The sequence below is a fragment of the Bacillus sp. SRB3LM genome, from assembly GCF_015712745.1.
Taxonomy (GTDB): Bacteria; Bacillota; Bacilli; order Bacillales; family Bacillaceae_G; genus Bacillus_A; species Bacillus_A thuringiensis_K.
The window spans coordinates 103,988-119,628 of sequence record NZ_VWVQ01000017.1 but is presented as its reverse complement, the minus strand read 5'-3'; the positions used below and the strand labels follow the sequence as shown (position 1 = coordinate 119,628).

Sequence of the window (15,641 nt, the reverse complement as noted above, 5' to 3'; positions counted from 1 at the left end):
TTAAATGTGATGTATTAATATATCTTTCAGTTAAAAAATATATCACATTAAGTTTAATGTGATATACAATTAAGTTGTTAGAAAAGGAGGAGGTATGCTATACTATTTTTGTGAAACAAATTGTACAGAAAACTTATCATTTGTTAAAAAATAAGGTATGATGGATAAAAATAAAGTGAAGCTTTCTAAGTATAATATAATGTGGAAAGTGAAGAACTTCACGCTTTTTAAGGTGTGTATATATTTTATCTCTAGAGTGGTAGGAAAGTAGAGGGGGAAAATCATGACAAAGCTGCAACGTATTCAAAAAGTATTGGTAGCTAACCGTGGAGAGATTGCAATTCGTGTGTTTCGAGCTTGTTCGGAACTAGGATTAAAAACAGTTGCAATCTATTCTAAAGAGGATAGTGGTTCTTATCATCGCTATAAAGCCGATGAGTCCTATTTAGTTGGGGAAGGAAAAAAACCAATTGATGCTTATCTAGATATTGAAGGCATTATTGAGATTGCAAAAAGTAATCATGTAGATGCAATCCACCCTGGATATGGTTTCTTGTCAGAAAATATTCAATTCGCGAAACGTTGCGAAGAAGAAGGAATTATCTTTATCGGTCCAAAAAGTAAGCATTTAGATATGTTTGGAGATAAAGTGAAAGCAAGAACACAAGCGCAGCTAGCACAAATTCCAGTTATACCTGGTAGTGATGGTCCAGTAGATTCATTAGAAGAAGTCGAAAAATTTGCTGAAAAGTATGATTACCCGATTATTATTAAAGCGTCCCTTGGTGGTGGCGGTCGTGGTATGCGTATTGTGCGTACTAGTGAGGAATTAGGAGAATCATATAATCGAGCGAAATCAGAAGCGAAAGCAGCCTTTGGTAATGATGAAGTTTACGTCGAAAAATTCGTTGAAAAACCTAAACATATAGAAGTACAAATTTTAGCAGATGAAGAAGGTAATGTTGTTCATTTATACGAGCGTGACTGTTCTGTACAACGTCGTCATCAAAAAGTTGTAGAAATAGCACCGAGTGTATCACTTTCAGATGATTTGCGTCAGCGTATTTGTGATGCTGCTGTGAAGTTAACGAAAAATGTAAACTATTTAAATGCAGGAACAGTAGAATTCCTTGTAAAAGATGATGAGTTTTACTTTATTGAAGTAAATCCACGTGTTCAAGTAGAACATACGATTACAGAAATGATTACAGGAGTAGATATCGTTCAATCACAAATTTTAATAGCTGATGGACATTCATTACATAGCAAAATGGTAGGTGTGCCGAAGCAAGAGGAAGTAGTTGTGCATGGATTTGCAATTCAATCTCGTGTAACAACTGAAGATCCGCTAAATAATTTTATGCCGGATACAGGAAAAATTATGGCGTATCGATCAGGCGGTGGTTTTGGTGTGCGTCTTGATACAGGAAATAGCTTCCAAGGTGCAGTTATTACACCGTACTACGATTCTTTACTTGTAAAAGTTACAACTTGGGCACTTACTTTTGAGCAAGCTGCTGCAAAAATGGAACGTAACTTAAAAGAATTCCGTATTCGTGGTATTAAAACAAATATTCCATTCTTAGAGAATGTAGTAAAACATAAAAACTTCTTATCAGGGGAATATGATACGTCGTTTATTGACGCGTCACCGGAACTGTTCTTGTTCCCGAAACGTAAAGACCGTGGAACAAAAATGTTAAATTATATTGGCACAGTAACAGTAAATGGTTTCCCAGGAGTAGGGAAAAAAGAAAAACCAATATTCCCAGATGCTCGTATTCCATGTTTAAAACATTCAGAGCCAATTCAAAATGGAACGAAACAAATTTTGGACGAGCGTGGAGCAGACGGATTAGTAAAATGGGTACAGGATCAAAAACGTGTACTTTTAACGGATACAACATTCCGTGATGCACACCAGTCATTACTTGCAACTCGTATTCGTACAAAAGATTTACATCAAATTGCGGAGCCAACAGCGAGAATGTTACCGAACCTATTCTCAGCGGAAATGTGGGGCGGTGCAACGTTTGATGTTGCGTATCGTTTCTTAAAAGAAGATCCATGGGAACGATTACTAGATCTTCGTGAAAAAATGCCGAACGTGTTATTCCAAATGTTACTTCGTTCTTCAAACGCAGTTGGATACAAAAACTATCCAGATAATTTAATCCAAAAATTTGTGGAATGTTCTGCTCAAGCTGGCATTGATGTATTCCGTATTTTTGATAGCTTAAACTGGGTGGAAGGCATGAGAGTTGCAATTGATGCTGTACGAGACACTGGTAAAATTGCAGAAGCAACAATGTGCTACACAGGAGATATTCATGATCCACTGCGTAGTAAATATGATTTAAATTACTATAAAAATTTAGCAAAAGAGTTAGAAGCATCAGGAGCTCATATTTTAGGTATTAAAGATATGGCGGGCTTACTAAAACCAAATGCAGCATATGATTTAGTTTCTGCATTAAAAGAGACAGTGTCGATTCCAATTCATCTGCACACGCACGATACGAGTGGAAATGGTATATTAACGTATACGAAGGCAATTGAAGCAGGTGTTGATATCGTCGATGTAGCAGTGAGTTCTATGGCTGGTCAAACGTCACAACCAAGTGCCAACACGCTATACTATGCGTTAGGCGGAAACGAAAGACAACCAGATGTTAATATAGATTCTTTAGAAAAACTATCTCATTATTGGGAAGATGTACGCAAATACTATGCACCGTTTGAAAGTGGTATGAATGCGCCTCATACAGAGGTATATATGCATGAAATGCCGGGTGGGCAGTATAGTAATCTTCAGCAACAAGCGAAAGCCGTTGGTTTAGGAGATCGTTTCGATGAAGTGAAAGTAATGTACCGCCGTGTGAATGACATGTTTGGAGATATTGTAAAAGTAACGCCATCATCAAAAGTTGTTGGTGATATGGCATTATTTATGGTTCAAAACCATCTGACAGAACAGGATGTTTTAGAGCGTGGGCATGCGATGGACTTCCCAGGGTCTGTTGTTGAAATGTTCTCGGGTGATTTAGGTCAACCGTACGGTGGTTTCCCGAAAGAATTACAAAAGATTATTTTAAAAGGAAAAGAGCCATTAACAGTAAGACCAGGTGAATTACTAGAGCCAGTAGACTTTGAAGCGTTAAAAGAAGAATTATTCCATAAAATTGGACGCGAAGTAACGATTTTTGATGTAGTTGCATATGCTTTATATCCAAAAGTATTTATGGACTATGAAAAAGTTGCTGAGCTTTATGGAAATGTATCTGTACTTGATACACCGACGTTCTTCTATGGTATGAGACTAGGTGAAGAAATTGATGTAGAAATTGAACAGGGTAAGACATTGATGGTTAAACTTGTATCAATTGGAGAACCACAGCCGGATGGACACCGTGTTCTTTACTTGGAATTTAACGGTCAACCACGTGAAATTATCGTGAAAGACGAGAGTGTAAAAGCAACAGTTGCACAACGTGTGAAAGGAAACCGTGAGAATCCAAATCATATTAGTGCAACGATGCCAGGAACGGTAATTAAAGTAGTTGTAAAAGAAGGCGATGAAGTGAAAAAAGGCGATTCTATGGCAATTACAGAAGCGATGAAAATGGAAACGACAGTTCAAGCGCCGTTTAATGGTAAAGTGAAAAAAGTATATGTTAACGATGGTGATGCAATTCAAACAGGTGATTTACTTATTGAATTAGATCACTAAAATAAGAAAAGAGCTGTGTAAATACAGCTCTTTTCTTATTGCAAAAAATCCCTTGCCGAATTGGCAAGGGATTTTAGTTTTAAATTATTTTGTTTGTTTAGAAGTTGATTCGGCTTCTTTTGCATTCACTTTACTTCTTGTTCCTAACATAACTAAATAGCATAGTACGGCAAACAAGCAAGAAATGAATAGAGAATGTAACAATGCCATTGCTAAACTAGCGTTTGTAAATACAACTAAAACTCCTACTACAGCTTGAAGTGTAACAAGGATAAATGAAATGATCCATCCCCAATATACTACAGGTTGCTGTTTGTAATGGCGGATAGCGAGAATCATCGCGTATAGTATCCAAGCGAAAATTAACATCGCTGCAACTCTATGGCCCATTTGAACCCATTCATGTAGTTGAGTTGGCATAGGTCTGTTTTTGCTACATAAAGGAAAGTCTGGACAGGCTAAGCTAGCTCGTTCGTGACGTACTAAAGCGCCTGTGTAGACGACGATATAACTGTAAATTGTTACACCATAAATATGAAATTTCATTTTTTTGTCCATAATAAGTGAACGTGCATCAAATTTTTGGTCAATTTCAAAGATAAGACACGTTAATAAAATGACAGAAGCAAATGAAATTAAGGAAATACCGAAATGGATAGCAAGTACAGCTGGCATTTGTCCCCAAACAACTGCTGCTGCTCCCATTAATGCTTGTGCAACTAAAAATACGAAGGATAAAATTGCTAACGTTTTTGTTTCACGCACATGTTTATAATATTTCCAGGACAAAATACAAAGGAGTGTGACAAGAATTCCAGCTGATCCGGATGTTAATCGGTGGCTAAGTTCAATAATAGTTTCCATTGATAAATTAGATGGAACAAATTCACCGTTACAAAGTGGCCATGATTTACCACAACCTTGACCAGAACCTGTTTTTGTAACTAAAGCGCCTCCTAATAAAACTATTAATAAATCAAGGCTTGTAATGACTGCTAACCATTTAATAAAGCGTTGCAATCTCTTTCACCATCTTTCTGCTATGAAGTTATTGCGAAATATTTTCATTCCATTATGTATAGAATAAAACGCGCTAGTTCCTATGATATATAAAAAATAATAAAATAGCAAAGAAATGGAGGGGGAAGGAAAGGGAGAGAAAATAGGTGTAAAAACAGGGTTCACAAGGAAAAAATTGGTTGGAAAATAGGCTATTTTGAAAAGAAATGGGGAGAATACGTGTTAAATAGGACAAAATAGTTTATTATAGAAGGTAACATCATGTTATGATAAGGACAAGTCAGAATGAAGTTTTTTATATTCGACACAAAAAGTTCATGTTTTCTTCACAAAATGTTCGGGAAATATGATTTAATATATTGGAGTATGGGCGTAGATTAGTAGTAGAATGGGTTAACAATGTTTCTACTGTAATAATATTGCTATATAGAAGCGAATTATTTCATTTGAAATAGGCGCAAAAAGAAAGATGAAAGTTTTAAGAGGGGGTTAGAGTGATGAACCATGCAACAAGTGAGCTGCATGATGAGTCCGCTGTTACAAGTGTACCGGAAACAACTCGGTTACAAGATTTATCAGCACTCGTTAAAATGGGGATTGTAAACTCAAATACACTTACTGTATTTACAGGATTTTGGTTGGCATTACACTTTAATGGATTAAGTGTGATGGACAATCTGGATAAACTATTTTTTACAATCGTTGGTTCAGGATTAATTATGGCGGGGGTATGTTGTTTAAATAACTACATCGATAGAGACATCGATCCGTTAATGGAAAGAACAAAGACACGTCCAACGGTTACTGGAAAGTATAAACCAGGATTTGCACTTACATTTGGACTAGTTATATTACTTCTTGGATTTGTATTCTTATTATTAACAACACCAATGGCAGTTTTAATGGGATTTATTGGTGCTTTCACATATGTTGTCCTATATACTTTATGGACAAAGAGAAAGTATACACTAAATACTGTTGTAGGTAGTATATCTGGAGCAGTTCCACCTTTAATTGGATGGGCAGCAATCGATCCATCTTTAGGTCATCCAATTGCTTGGATGTTATTTTTAATTATGTTTATTTGGCAAATCCCACATTTCCTTGCATTAGCGATGAAACGTGTTGATGAATATCGAAATGCAGGAATTCCAATGCTTCCTGTAGTTCATGGATTTGAAATTACGAAACGCCAAATTATGATTTGGACAGTATGTTTATTACCACTACCATTTTATATGAGTGGACTAGGGATAACATTTATGGTAATTGCAACACTGCTTAACATCGGATGGATCGTTTTAGGATTTTATGGCTTCCGTAAGAAAGATGACATCAAATGGTCCGTGCAAATGTTTGTTTATTCCCTAAATTATTTAACAATCTTATTTGTATCAATGATTGTAGTTACATTCTTCTAAGACAACGACATAATTGGATTTCTTTACGTTGAGATTTACTTTACTTAACTATAAAGTACAATCTAATTCACAAGGAAAGTGGGGGTTGTTTGTATGAAGAAACAGTGGCGACTGCTTTCGTTCGTTTCACTGCTGGCTTTACTGTTAGGGGGATGCGGTAAAGCCTTTCAATCTACTTTAATTCCGCAAGGAGAAGTAGCAAAAATGCAATATGATTTACTTCTACTGGCGAGTGCAATCATGGTAGGAGTAGTGCTAGTAGTTACTATTATTTTCTTGTATGTAATTGTGCGTTTCCGCCAAAAGAAAGGCCAGGAAGATCATATTCCAGAGCAAGTTGAAGGGAATCACAAGCTAGAAATTATATGGACAGTTATTCCGATTATTCTTTTACTAATCTTAGCTGTTCCAACGGTTACATATACATTCAAACTTGCTGATGTAAGTGCGATGGAGAAAAAGAATATTGATAAAGATACTATCGTTGTTGATGTAACAGCGAATCTTTATTGGTGGGAATTTTCTTACAAATCAGAAAAGATAGTAACTTCGCAAGATTTGGTCATCCCCACAGGTAAGAAAGTGTATTTAAATTTGAAGGGTGCCGATATTAAACACTCATTTTGGGTTCCATCTTTAGCAGGGAAAATGGATACAAATACAGACAATGTGAACAAAATGTGGTTAAAGGCAGATAAATCGGGCACTTATAATGGTTTTTGTACCGAATTTTGCGGTCCATCACATTCTTTAATGCAATTTAAAGTGAAAGCTTTAGATGAAAGCGAGTACAAAAAATGGCTTGCTGATATGAAGAAGATTGATGGGAAGAAAGAAGTAGCTTCAACAAAGGCGCAAGAGGGCCAAGAAATATTTAATAAAAGCTGTATTGGTTGTCACGCAGTTGGATCTAATGATAGTAGACCACCTTCCGCTCGTATCGCACCAAACTTAGCAAACTTTGCGGATCGCGATATGGTTGCCGGTATTGCCGAAAACAATGAAGAAAACTTAAAAAAATGGCTGAAAGATCCTGAAAATATGAAGCCAGGAAACAAAATGACTGGCAAATATGGCAACTTAACGGATGATCAAATTGATGCATTAAATGCATACTTACAAACGTTAAAAGTTGAAAAGTAAAGAGGGATTATTCGCGAAGGGGAGGTTGAAAACGTGAGTTCTGTAGCAAAAAAACAGGGGATGGGTGCTGTCATATGGGATTATTTAACGACAGTAGACCATAAAAAGATTGCCATTCTCTATTTAATTGCAGGTGGATTGTTTTTTGTAATAGGCGGAATAGAAGCTCTATTTATTCGCCTTCAATTAGCGATTCCTAACAACGCTTTTCTTGTTGGGGATGCTTATAATCAAGTATTAACGATGCACGGTACAACAATGATTTTCCTCGCAGCTATGCCACTCGTGTTTGCATTTATGAACGCCGCTGTACCACTTCAAATTGGTGCACGTGATGTTGCGTTCCCGTTTTTGAATTCACTCGGATTTTGGTTATTTTTCTTTGGTGGAGTATTTTTAAATTTAAGTTGGTTTTTAGGTGGAGCACCTGATGCAGGATGGACATCTTATGCATCTTTAGCTTTAGCCTCTAAAGGTCATGGGGTTGATTTCTATGTACTTGGCTTGCAAATTTCAGGTATTGGTACATTAATTGGAGGTATCAACTTCCTTGTAACCATTATTAATATGCGTGCGCCAGGGATGACGTATATGCGTATGCCGATGTTTACATGGACGACATTTGTAACATCTTCGCTTATATTATTTGCTTTTCCGCCGTTAACTGTAGGATTAGGACTTTTAATGTTAGATCGCTTATTTGGAACAAGTTTCTTTAATCCAGCGCTGGGCGGGAATACAATTATATGGGAGCATTTATTCTGGATTTTTGGTCATCCAGAGGTATACATTCTTATACTTCCAGCTTTCGGAATATTCTCGGAAATCTTCGCGACATTTTCGAAAAAACGATTATTCGGTTATTCGTCGATGGTGTTTGCGACAGTATTAATTGGATTTTTAGGATTTATGGTATGGGCTCACCATATGTTTACAGTTGGGCTTGGTCCAGTTGCAAATGCTATTTTCTCAGTTGCAACAATGGCGATTGCAGTTCCGACCGGTATTAAAATATTCAACTGGCTCTTTACAATGTGGGGCGGAAGTATTCGCTTCACGACACCAATGATGTGGGCAGTAGCTTTCATTCCATCATTCGTAATGGGTGGAGTTACAGGGGTTATGCTAGCATCTGCACCAGCTGATTATCAATTTCATGATAACTATTTCGTAGTAGCGCATTTTCATTATGTAATCGTTGGCGGTGTTGTATTTGGTTTACTTGCAGGAGCTCATTATTATTGGCCACTGATGTTTAATAAAGTATTAAATGAAACATTAGGAAAGATAACGTTTTGGCTATTCTTTATCGGCTTCCATTTAACGTTCTTTATTCAGCATTTCCTTGGCTTGATTGGTATGCCGCGTCGTTACTACACATATCTTGAAGGGCAAGGGTTGGAAATGGGGAATATGATTAGTTCTATCGGAGCGGTATTTATGGCTCTTGGAACGATTGTTCTTTTATTCAATGTAATTAAAACGACAGTATCAAAAGAAAAAGCTGGTCGTGATCCGTGGGATGCACGTACATTAGAATGGACAATGCCGGCACCGACACCAGAATATAACTTTAAACAATTACCATTTGTTCGCGGATTAGATCCGTTTTGGATTGAAAAACGTGAAGGTAATAAAGAGATGACAGCAGCGGAACCAGTTGGTGATATTCATATGCCAAATCCTTCGTTTTCACCATTTGTCATTTCTTTCGGATTGTTTATAGCGGCATTTGGTGCGATGTATATGCAGCGCGGAAAAGATAAGTTTTGGTTATTAGTAGCAATTATTGGTTTAATCATTACATTTGGCGCAATGTTCCTACGTTCAGTAATCGATGATCATGGATATCATATTCATAAAGAAGATTTAGATGATAAGGGGGGCAAGGCATAATGCATGTAGATGAAAAATTAACGAATGAAACATTTCCAGCAGAGCCTGAAAAAGCAACCCTTGAAGGGAAAAATAAGTTTGTCGGTTTTTGGTTATTTCTTGGAGGCGAAACAGTGTTGTTCGCTTCCTTATTTGGCACATATTTAGCGTTAAAGAATTCTACAAATGGTGGACCAACATCTCAAGAGATGTTCCAAATGCCACTCGTTTTTATTATGACGATGCTTTTATTAACGAGTAGCTTAACGAGTGTATATGCGATGTATCACATGAAAAACTTTAACTTTAAGAAAATGCAACTTTGGTTACTAGTAACTGTATTGCTAGGTTTAGGGTTTTTAGGGTTTGAGATATATGAGTTTTATCATTATACACATGAATTTAAGCATACTATGAGAAGTAGTGCCTTTGGCTCTGCGTTTTATGCTCTTGTTGGTACACATGGACTCCACGTATTGTTTGGGTTATGTTGGATTTTAACATTAATCTTTAGAAATGCGAAGAGAGGTCTAAATTTATACAATGCACCGAAGTTTTATGTTGCATCGATTTATTGGCACTTTATTGACGTAGTTTGGGTGTTTATTTTCACTGTAGTATATTTAATGGGAATGGTGGGATAAACAATGGCGATAAAGCAAACGAATAATCCTAAAGTTGATCTTGTTTATCGGAAGAGAAAAAGTGCGGAGGAAATGAGGCATCAAGTTATTACGTTTGCATTAATGATTTTTTTAACATTAGTTGCATTTGTAGCAGTGGCGTATCCAAAAACTTTTAGTCCGACTTTCTCTGTACCGTTTATTTTACTATTAGCAGTGGTACAAGTAATTTTTCAATTGTATTATTTTATGCATATGAGTCATAAAGGACATGAAGCAGCAAGTTTCTTTCTTTACTCTGGTTTGCTAATAGGGTTAATTACAATTTTAGCTTTTATGACAATCGTGTGGATTTGAAAAGTGAAAAATAAGGGAGCTTGTGTTGTCACAGCTCCCTCTTCATATTATGAGATAACCTTACGAAGGTCGGTGTGAAAATGAGTAACTTGTGGATATTTGGTTTTCAGGCTTTATGGAGTCCAATCTTTTTATTATTTATGCTTTCGATTCTTATTGGGTACTTCTTAATTATTGGGCCATATAGAATGCGATTTGAAAATGCGACGAAGGTAAGTAAGAAGCAAATTTTTTATTTTACGACTGGTATTGTTCTTTTGTATTTTGTAAAGGGAGGGCCTATTGATTTAATTGGCCATATTATATTTAGTGCTCATATGTTTGAAATGGCAGTCATGTATATTGCGGTTCCACCGTTACTGTTGCTTGGTATACCAATTTGGTTATATCGTTATATTACTTCTTTTAAGTTCGTTCAAGTTATATTAAAGGCATTTGCTAAACCACTTATTGCGTTGTTTGTATTTAACGGCCTGTTTTCTTTTTATCATTTACCAGTTGTTTTTGATACAGTAAAACAAAGTCAAATAGCTCATCCTATTTGTCTCGCTATATTGTTTTTTACAGCAATCATGATGTGGTGGCCGATGTTAAATCCATTACCAGAATATCAAACGTTAAGTGATATAAAGAAACTTGGTTATATGTTTGCTAACGGCATATTATTAACGCCTGCTTGTGCGTTAATCATTTTTGCAACAGCCCCGCTATTTGCAACGTATACGGATCCGGCTGCTTGGATGAAAGCGATGGAACTATGTGTACCAGCGGGTACTTTATCTGATTTAAATATAACGGGACCAGAATTTTTGCACTGGATGCCAGTCGTACAAGACCAGCAAACTGGTGGTATCATAATGAAAATTGTCCAGGAAATAGTGTACGGTACAATTATAGGTTATGTATTCTTTAGATGGGCACGTAGAGAACGTGAAAAGGATAAGGAGCAGTTGCAACAATTGCCGCCATATTTACAGACTAAGTAAAAAAGTGTATGGGATTCCATACGCTTTTTTACTTAGTCACTTTAAAAAGATTGAATTTTCCAACTATTAATGTTAAGTTAGTGTAGGCGTGTACTAAAAGTGGATATAAAATTTACTACTAGTTTTCATGCGTAATAATTCCATGTGTAGTGCAAGTTTTTTAGAGAGTTACAAATATATATTTTTATATTTAATAAATACGAACTATTTTAAGGGGGAGTTTAAATGGGTAGTAGTGGAAGTATGGTAAAGCCGATTAGTGGTTTTTTGACAGCACTAATTCAATATCCAGTACCAGTAGTAGAGTCACGTGCAGACATTGATAAACAAATTCAACAAATCATAAAAACAATTCATTCGACCAAATCAGGTTACCCTGGATTAGAATTGATAGTATTTCCTGAATATAGTACACAAGGGCTAAATACAAAAAAATGGACTACAGAAGAATTTTTATGTACAGTGCCTGGGCCGGAAACAGACTTATTTGCTGAGGCATGTAAAGAATCTAAAGTATATGGTGTTTTTTCAATAATGGAGAAAAATCCTGATGGTGGAGAGCCATATAATACCGCAGTTATTATTGATCCACAAGGTGAGATGATTTTGAAGTATCGTAAGCTAAATCCTTGGGTGCCAGTCGAGCCTTGGAAAGCTGGAGATTTAGGCTTACCTGTTTGTGATGGACCTGGAGGAAGTAAATTAGCTGTTTGTATTTGTCATGATGGTATGTTCCCTGAAGTAGCTCGTGAAGCGGCCTATAAAGGTGCAAATGTCTTAATTCGTATTTCTGGATATAGTACACAAGTTAGTGAACAATGGATGCTAACCAATCGTTCAAATGCATGGCAGAATTTAATGTATACATTGTCGGTAAACTTAGCGGGTTATGATGGTGTATTTTATTACTTTGGTGAAGGACAAGTATGTAATTTTGATGGGACTACTTTAGTACAGGGACATCGAAATCCTTGGGAGATTGTTACTGCTGAAGTATATCCAGAACTAGCAGATCAAGCTAGATTAGGATGGGGATTGGAAAATAATATATATAATCTAGGTTCAAGAGGATATGTAGCAACTCCTGGTGGGGTGAAAGAAAATCCATATACGTTTGTAAAAGATTTAGCTGAAGGTAAATATAAGGTTCCTTGGGAAGAGGAGATTAAAGTAAAAGATGGATCTATTTATGGATATCCAGTAAAAAAAACGATTCATTCTTAGGGAAGGGAAATAAAACAAGCGCATCATATTGATGCGCTTGTTTTTGTTAATCAATAATTTGAAATTCTTTTAACTCTTTTTCGACATTTTGTAGGAGTTGTTCGCTTTTTTGAAGTACATTCGTTGGGAAAGTCTCATCATCACCATATTCAACGCCGTGAGGATAATAATGTTTTCCTAATAAGGGGGGAAGTAGTTTTACTTCAGCATGTCTACTGCCAATGTCACCTTCAATAGCAACTCCTTGTACTCGTAAATAATAAACATCCTTTAATATTTCAAATTTATAATCGTATGTAACCCGTTCATAATCCCACTGTCCAGCAAGTACGAAGTGGTTGTTTTCCATGATTTCAGTTAAAAGAGTTAATTCAACGACGGCTCCATTAAATTTCGTATTTGTAAATTGCATATAATACCTCCTTTTTTAATGTTACACCATTATTTTTATAATAGTATGAATAATAAGAAAGTGCAATTCATATTGAGAGAAAAGGGATAATCCAGACTTTTTTCACAAAAATATGATATAGTGAAAAGAGTACGGTACACACAAAAAGAAAGAAATGGATTTGTGTATATCTCAATTTTATGTTTTGTTCAGGAGGTATATCGTTTGAAGAAATTATTGCGTATCGTAATGATTACATTTTTAATTTTAGCTGTTGATTTATACGGGAAATTACTCGTTTCACAATATATATTAACCCCATCTCAATCAAAGCAAGAAAATAAAATTGTGAAAAAGAAAAAGCAAATGAAGGAAGACTCCCCAGATACTGTTTTAAATATGATTGGTGAAGACTCTGAAAACTTATTAGCGAAGTGGGGAGAACCCTCTCGAATAGAGCCATCTGCATACGGATATGAATGGTGGGTATACAACCAGGATTTAACTCAGTATGTTCAATTTGGAGTTTCTGAACGTAAAGTTGTAACGGCGTACGCAGCTGGTGAACAAGTTAAGGTTCTACCTTATTATATAAATGAAAAATATGAAGAAGTATATAAAAAAAGTCCGCTTTCGCATGAAATTTCATTAAAAAGAGGGAAAAATAGTTATCAATTTGAGCTATCTGATACCGAAGTCATGGAACAACCGTTAATACCTGTAGAAGATGGATGGGCGCAATTGTATTTTGATCAATTTACACATGAGCTTGTTGGTGTTCGTTATATGGATGATGAAACTTTATTACGCCAAAGACCGTATCAGCTCGTTTATTCAGGTGAATTAATAGTAGAACAACCATTGACTCCGGAAAAAATAAAACAAGTAGAAAATGGGAATATGCAACAAATTTTTGATTTAACAAATATCATTCGAAGTCGTCATAAATTACCATTACTAACATGGGATCAGGAAACAGCAGATGTTGCTGTTGGTCACAGTAAAGATATGAAAGACAATAATTATTTTTCTCATGACTCACCTACATTAGGTACGCTAGGAGATCGTTTGCAGCGCGGGAAAGTAGGATTTCAACTTGCTGGTGAGAACATAGCGGCGCAACATAGTGATGGAATTGCGGCAGTGCAAGGGTGGTTAAATAGTGAGGGGCATAGAAAGAATTTATTAAATGAACAATTTACAGGATTAGGTGTTGGTGTATACGATAAATTTTATACACAAAACTTTATTCGAAAATAAAGCGAAACTGTAAGCGGTGGGGTGTTACATCACCAAATTAGTTACTTCGTATTCACTGAATTGTAGGTGGGAATCTGACCGTATGCAAATAGGAGAAAAAAAGGTGCATGAATCGTCTAAAAATAGGCGAACCATGCGCCTTTTTTTTCTTACTATATAGTAGATATACATGGAGAGGTGAGGATTATGCCAACAACAAAAGGACCGTTACATCCATCGGTTCAACAGTTTAAAGAATTTGTAAACCATCACCCTAAAATGGTTCATGAGGTTAGAAGTGGTCACAAAACATGGCAACAATTTTATGAAGAATGGTACTTACTTGGTGAAGAGGACCCAATATGGGCAACGTATAGACCGGATGGAGCGCCTGCGTTTTCTTCGGTAAAAGAAAATAAAAAAGAAAAAGATAATCGAACTGAAGAGGAAAAAACTGCTGATGTGATGGGGCAAATGCTTTCTTTTTTTAAAAAGTTGGACGTGGAACAAATGCAGAACCATTTAGCTAATGTGACGAGTGCAATTGGGAGCGTGCAACAAGTTATTCAGCAATTTCAAGGTAACCGTACGCAGCAAGAGCAAAGTACTTCAGAAAATAACCCGTTTTTCTTTCAAAAGGATTAGGGGGAAAGATGATGAGAGCAGAAATTATGGAGTTTATAAAGGCTGATGAGGATTTATCTCGCTATATTAGAGAACAACCATACTGGTATAGAAAATTAACACGAAATCCTGAAGAAAAAGAGGCTTTTGAGTTAGCGGCGATGCAACATTTCAAAAAAACAATACCAGATAAAGTGGAAAAGTTTCAAAATCAATTGGCCGTTGCTTCGATTATGATTGATATGTTTCAGTATATGAAGCAACAAAATGCAACCTAATTGGAAGTGAAAAATATGTCCGTCATGCAGAACTTTTGTTACAATAGAGATTGATTATTTAAAAAGGAGTTGCAGCATGACGGAAATTTGTTTAGTACGACATGGACAAACTGATTGGAATTTTCAAGAAATTATTCAGGGACGAGAAGATATTCCGCTTAATGAAGTTGGTAAGAAGCAAGCGAGTCAAAGTGCAGCTGCTTTACAAAAAGAAACGTGGGATATCATTATAAGTAGCCCGTTAATTAGAGCGCAAGAAACGGCTAATGAAATTGCAAAGGCAGCTGGATTACAATCGATTTTATTAGATGAGCGATTTGTTGAACGGAATTTTGGGGAAGCTTCAGGGAAGCCGGTTGCGGCTGTTAGAGAGTTGATTGCTGAAGGTAAAGTAGAAGGTATGGAGCGAGATGAAGAGATTGTAGCTCGTTGCTTTGCTGCTTTAGAAGATGTTGCGACAACTCATTTTGGCAAACGTATTATTATTGTTGCTCACTCACACGCGATAAAAGCGATTTTACATGCCATTGAACCAGATGAAATTACATTTAAGACACCATTAAAAAATGCGTGCATTAGTTATGTGAAACAAAATAGTGGAAAATGGGATGTTCTTAAATATAATATAGCGGAACATATTAATGTATAAGTGTGTACGGATATAGTGTAAAAATAGTTTCATTATATCTTTCTTTTGAGTAAGTCACTTCAATTAGTAGTTCTAATCTAA

The 15,641-nt window shown here is 36.1% G+C and carries 14 protein-coding genes; 12 read left to right on the top strand and 2 right to left on the bottom strand.

Translation table 11 applies throughout. The annotated features are described in order from the left end of the window. Nucleotides 1–283: 283 nt before the first annotated feature. The gene (pyc, locus tag F3I02_RS11500; RefSeq protein WP_000164057.1) at nucleotides 284–3,730 is read left to right on the top strand and encodes a pyruvate carboxylase; all 3,447 of its coding nucleotides are present in this window, start codon (nucleotides 284–286) and stop codon (nucleotides 3,728–3,730) included. Nucleotides 3,731–3,814: 84 nt separating this feature from the next. Here pyc and ctaA read toward each other — a convergent pair whose 3' ends face one another. Further along, nucleotides 3,815–4,750: a heme A synthase gene (ctaA, locus tag F3I02_RS11495; RefSeq protein ID WP_001188744.1), complete on the bottom strand. Its 936-nt coding sequence runs from the start codon at nucleotides 4,748–4,750 to the stop codon at nucleotides 3,815–3,817. 497 nt (nucleotides 4,751–5,247) lie between these two features. Here ctaA and ctaB point away from each other — a divergent pair, with 497 nt between their 5' ends. From ctaB to F3I02_RS11460, 7 genes are all read left to right on the top strand, one after another. Next, nucleotides 5,248–6,171, top strand: a complete 924-nt coding sequence (gene ctaB / locus F3I02_RS11490) for a protoheme IX farnesyltransferase (protein ID WP_001015061.1) — start codon at nucleotides 5,248–5,250, stop codon at nucleotides 6,169–6,171. Between the two features lie 93 nt (nucleotides 6,172–6,264). After that, the gene (gene coxB / locus F3I02_RS11485; RefSeq protein ID WP_000745265.1) at nucleotides 6,265–7,314 is read left to right on the top strand and encodes a cytochrome c oxidase subunit II; all 1,050 of its coding nucleotides are present in this window, start codon (nucleotides 6,265–6,267) and stop codon (nucleotides 7,312–7,314) included. 60 nt (nucleotides 7,315–7,374) lie between these two features. Continuing rightward, entirely contained in the window at nucleotides 7,375–9,210 is a 1,836-nt protein-coding gene (ctaD, locus tag F3I02_RS11480) for a cytochrome c oxidase subunit I (RefSeq protein ID WP_196478048.1), read from the top strand. Further along, a complete protein-coding gene (gene ctaE / locus F3I02_RS11475; protein ID WP_000557861.1) occupies nucleotides 9,210–9,833 on the top strand; it encodes a cytochrome c oxidase subunit III in 624 nt (207 codons plus the stop codon). Before ctaD ends, ctaE begins: the two co-directional genes overlap by 1 nt. Before the next feature lie 3 nt (nucleotides 9,834–9,836). Further along, entirely contained in the window at nucleotides 9,837–10,169 is a 333-nt protein-coding gene (gene ctaF / locus F3I02_RS11470) for a cytochrome c oxidase subunit IVB (protein ID WP_000985708.1), read from the top strand. Between the two features lie 80 nt (nucleotides 10,170–10,249). Next, the gene (gene ctaG / locus F3I02_RS11465) at nucleotides 10,250–11,155 is read left to right on the top strand and encodes a cytochrome c oxidase assembly factor CtaG (RefSeq protein WP_000069029.1); all 906 of its coding nucleotides are present in this window, start codon (nucleotides 10,250–10,252) and stop codon (nucleotides 11,153–11,155) included. A 225-nt stretch (nucleotides 11,156–11,380) separates the two neighbouring features. Further along, on the top strand, nucleotides 11,381–12,379 hold the full coding sequence (locus tag F3I02_RS11460) for a formamidase (RefSeq protein WP_000535803.1): 999 nt from the start codon (nucleotides 11,381–11,383) through the stop codon (nucleotides 12,377–12,379). Between the two features lie 46 nt (nucleotides 12,380–12,425). Here the strand turns inward: F3I02_RS11460 and F3I02_RS11455 are convergent, their stop codons facing one another. Next, the gene (locus F3I02_RS11455; RefSeq protein ID WP_001160946.1) at nucleotides 12,426–12,791 is read right to left on the bottom strand and encodes a YugN family protein; all 366 of its coding nucleotides are present in this window, start codon (nucleotides 12,789–12,791) and stop codon (nucleotides 12,426–12,428) included. Nucleotides 12,792–12,995: 204 nt separating this feature from the next. On the opposite strand from F3I02_RS11455, the gene F3I02_RS11450 reads away from it, so the two are divergent. From F3I02_RS11450 to F3I02_RS11435, 4 genes are all read left to right on the top strand, one after another. Beyond that, a complete protein-coding gene (locus F3I02_RS11450; RefSeq protein WP_196478010.1) occupies nucleotides 12,996–14,030 on the top strand; it encodes a CAP domain-containing protein in 1,035 nt (344 codons plus the stop codon). A 186-nt stretch (nucleotides 14,031–14,216) separates the two neighbouring features. Continuing rightward, complete coding sequence (locus F3I02_RS11445; protein WP_001143346.1) at nucleotides 14,217–14,654, top strand: YlbD family protein; 438 nt, start codon at nucleotides 14,217–14,219, stop codon at nucleotides 14,652–14,654. Nucleotides 14,655–14,665: 11 nt separating this feature from the next. Further along, a complete protein-coding gene (locus tag F3I02_RS11440; protein ID WP_001200990.1) occupies nucleotides 14,666–14,911 on the top strand; it encodes a YlbE-like family protein in 246 nt (81 codons plus the stop codon). A 76-nt stretch (nucleotides 14,912–14,987) separates the two neighbouring features. Next, nucleotides 14,988–15,560: a histidine phosphatase family protein gene (locus tag F3I02_RS11435; protein WP_000134949.1), complete on the top strand. Its 573-nt coding sequence runs from the start codon at nucleotides 14,988–14,990 to the stop codon at nucleotides 15,558–15,560. Nucleotides 15,561–15,641: the final 81 nt, after the last annotated feature.

Bases quoted from the DNA above. Each gene is read 5' to 3' on its own strand.
- pyc (WP_000164057.1), top strand. From the start codon at position 284: ATGACAAAGCTGCAACGTATTCAAAAAGTATTGGTAGCTAACCGTGGA.
- ctaB (WP_001015061.1), top strand. From the start codon at position 5,248: ATGAACCATGCAACAAGTGAGCTGCATGATGAGTCCGCTGTTACAAGT.
- coxB (WP_000745265.1), top strand. From the start codon at position 6,265: ATGAAGAAACAGTGGCGACTGCTTTCGTTCGTTTCACTGCTGGCTTTA.
- ctaD (WP_196478048.1), top strand. From the start codon at position 7,375: ATGGGTGCTGTCATATGGGATTATTTAACGACAGTAGACCATAAAAAG.
- ctaE (WP_000557861.1), top strand. From the start codon at position 9,210: ATGCATGTAGATGAAAAATTAACGAATGAAACATTTCCAGCAGAGCCT.
- ctaF (WP_000985708.1), top strand. From the start codon at position 9,837: ATGGCGATAAAGCAAACGAATAATCCTAAAGTTGATCTTGTTTATCGG.
- ctaG (WP_000069029.1), top strand. From the start codon at position 10,250: ATGAGTAACTTGTGGATATTTGGTTTTCAGGCTTTATGGAGTCCAATC.
- F3I02_RS11460 (WP_000535803.1), top strand. From the start codon at position 11,381: ATGGGTAGTAGTGGAAGTATGGTAAAGCCGATTAGTGGTTTTTTGACA.
- F3I02_RS11455 (WP_001160946.1), bottom strand. From the start codon at position 12,791: ATGCAATTTACAAATACGAAATTTAATGGAGCCGTCGTTGAATTAACT.
- F3I02_RS11445 (WP_001143346.1), top strand. From the start codon at position 14,217: ATGCCAACAACAAAAGGACCGTTACATCCATCGGTTCAACAGTTTAAA.
- F3I02_RS11440 (WP_001200990.1), top strand. From the start codon at position 14,666: ATGAGAGCAGAAATTATGGAGTTTATAAAGGCTGATGAGGATTTATCT.
- F3I02_RS11435 (WP_000134949.1), top strand. From the start codon at position 14,988: ATGACGGAAATTTGTTTAGTACGACATGGACAAACTGATTGGAATTTT.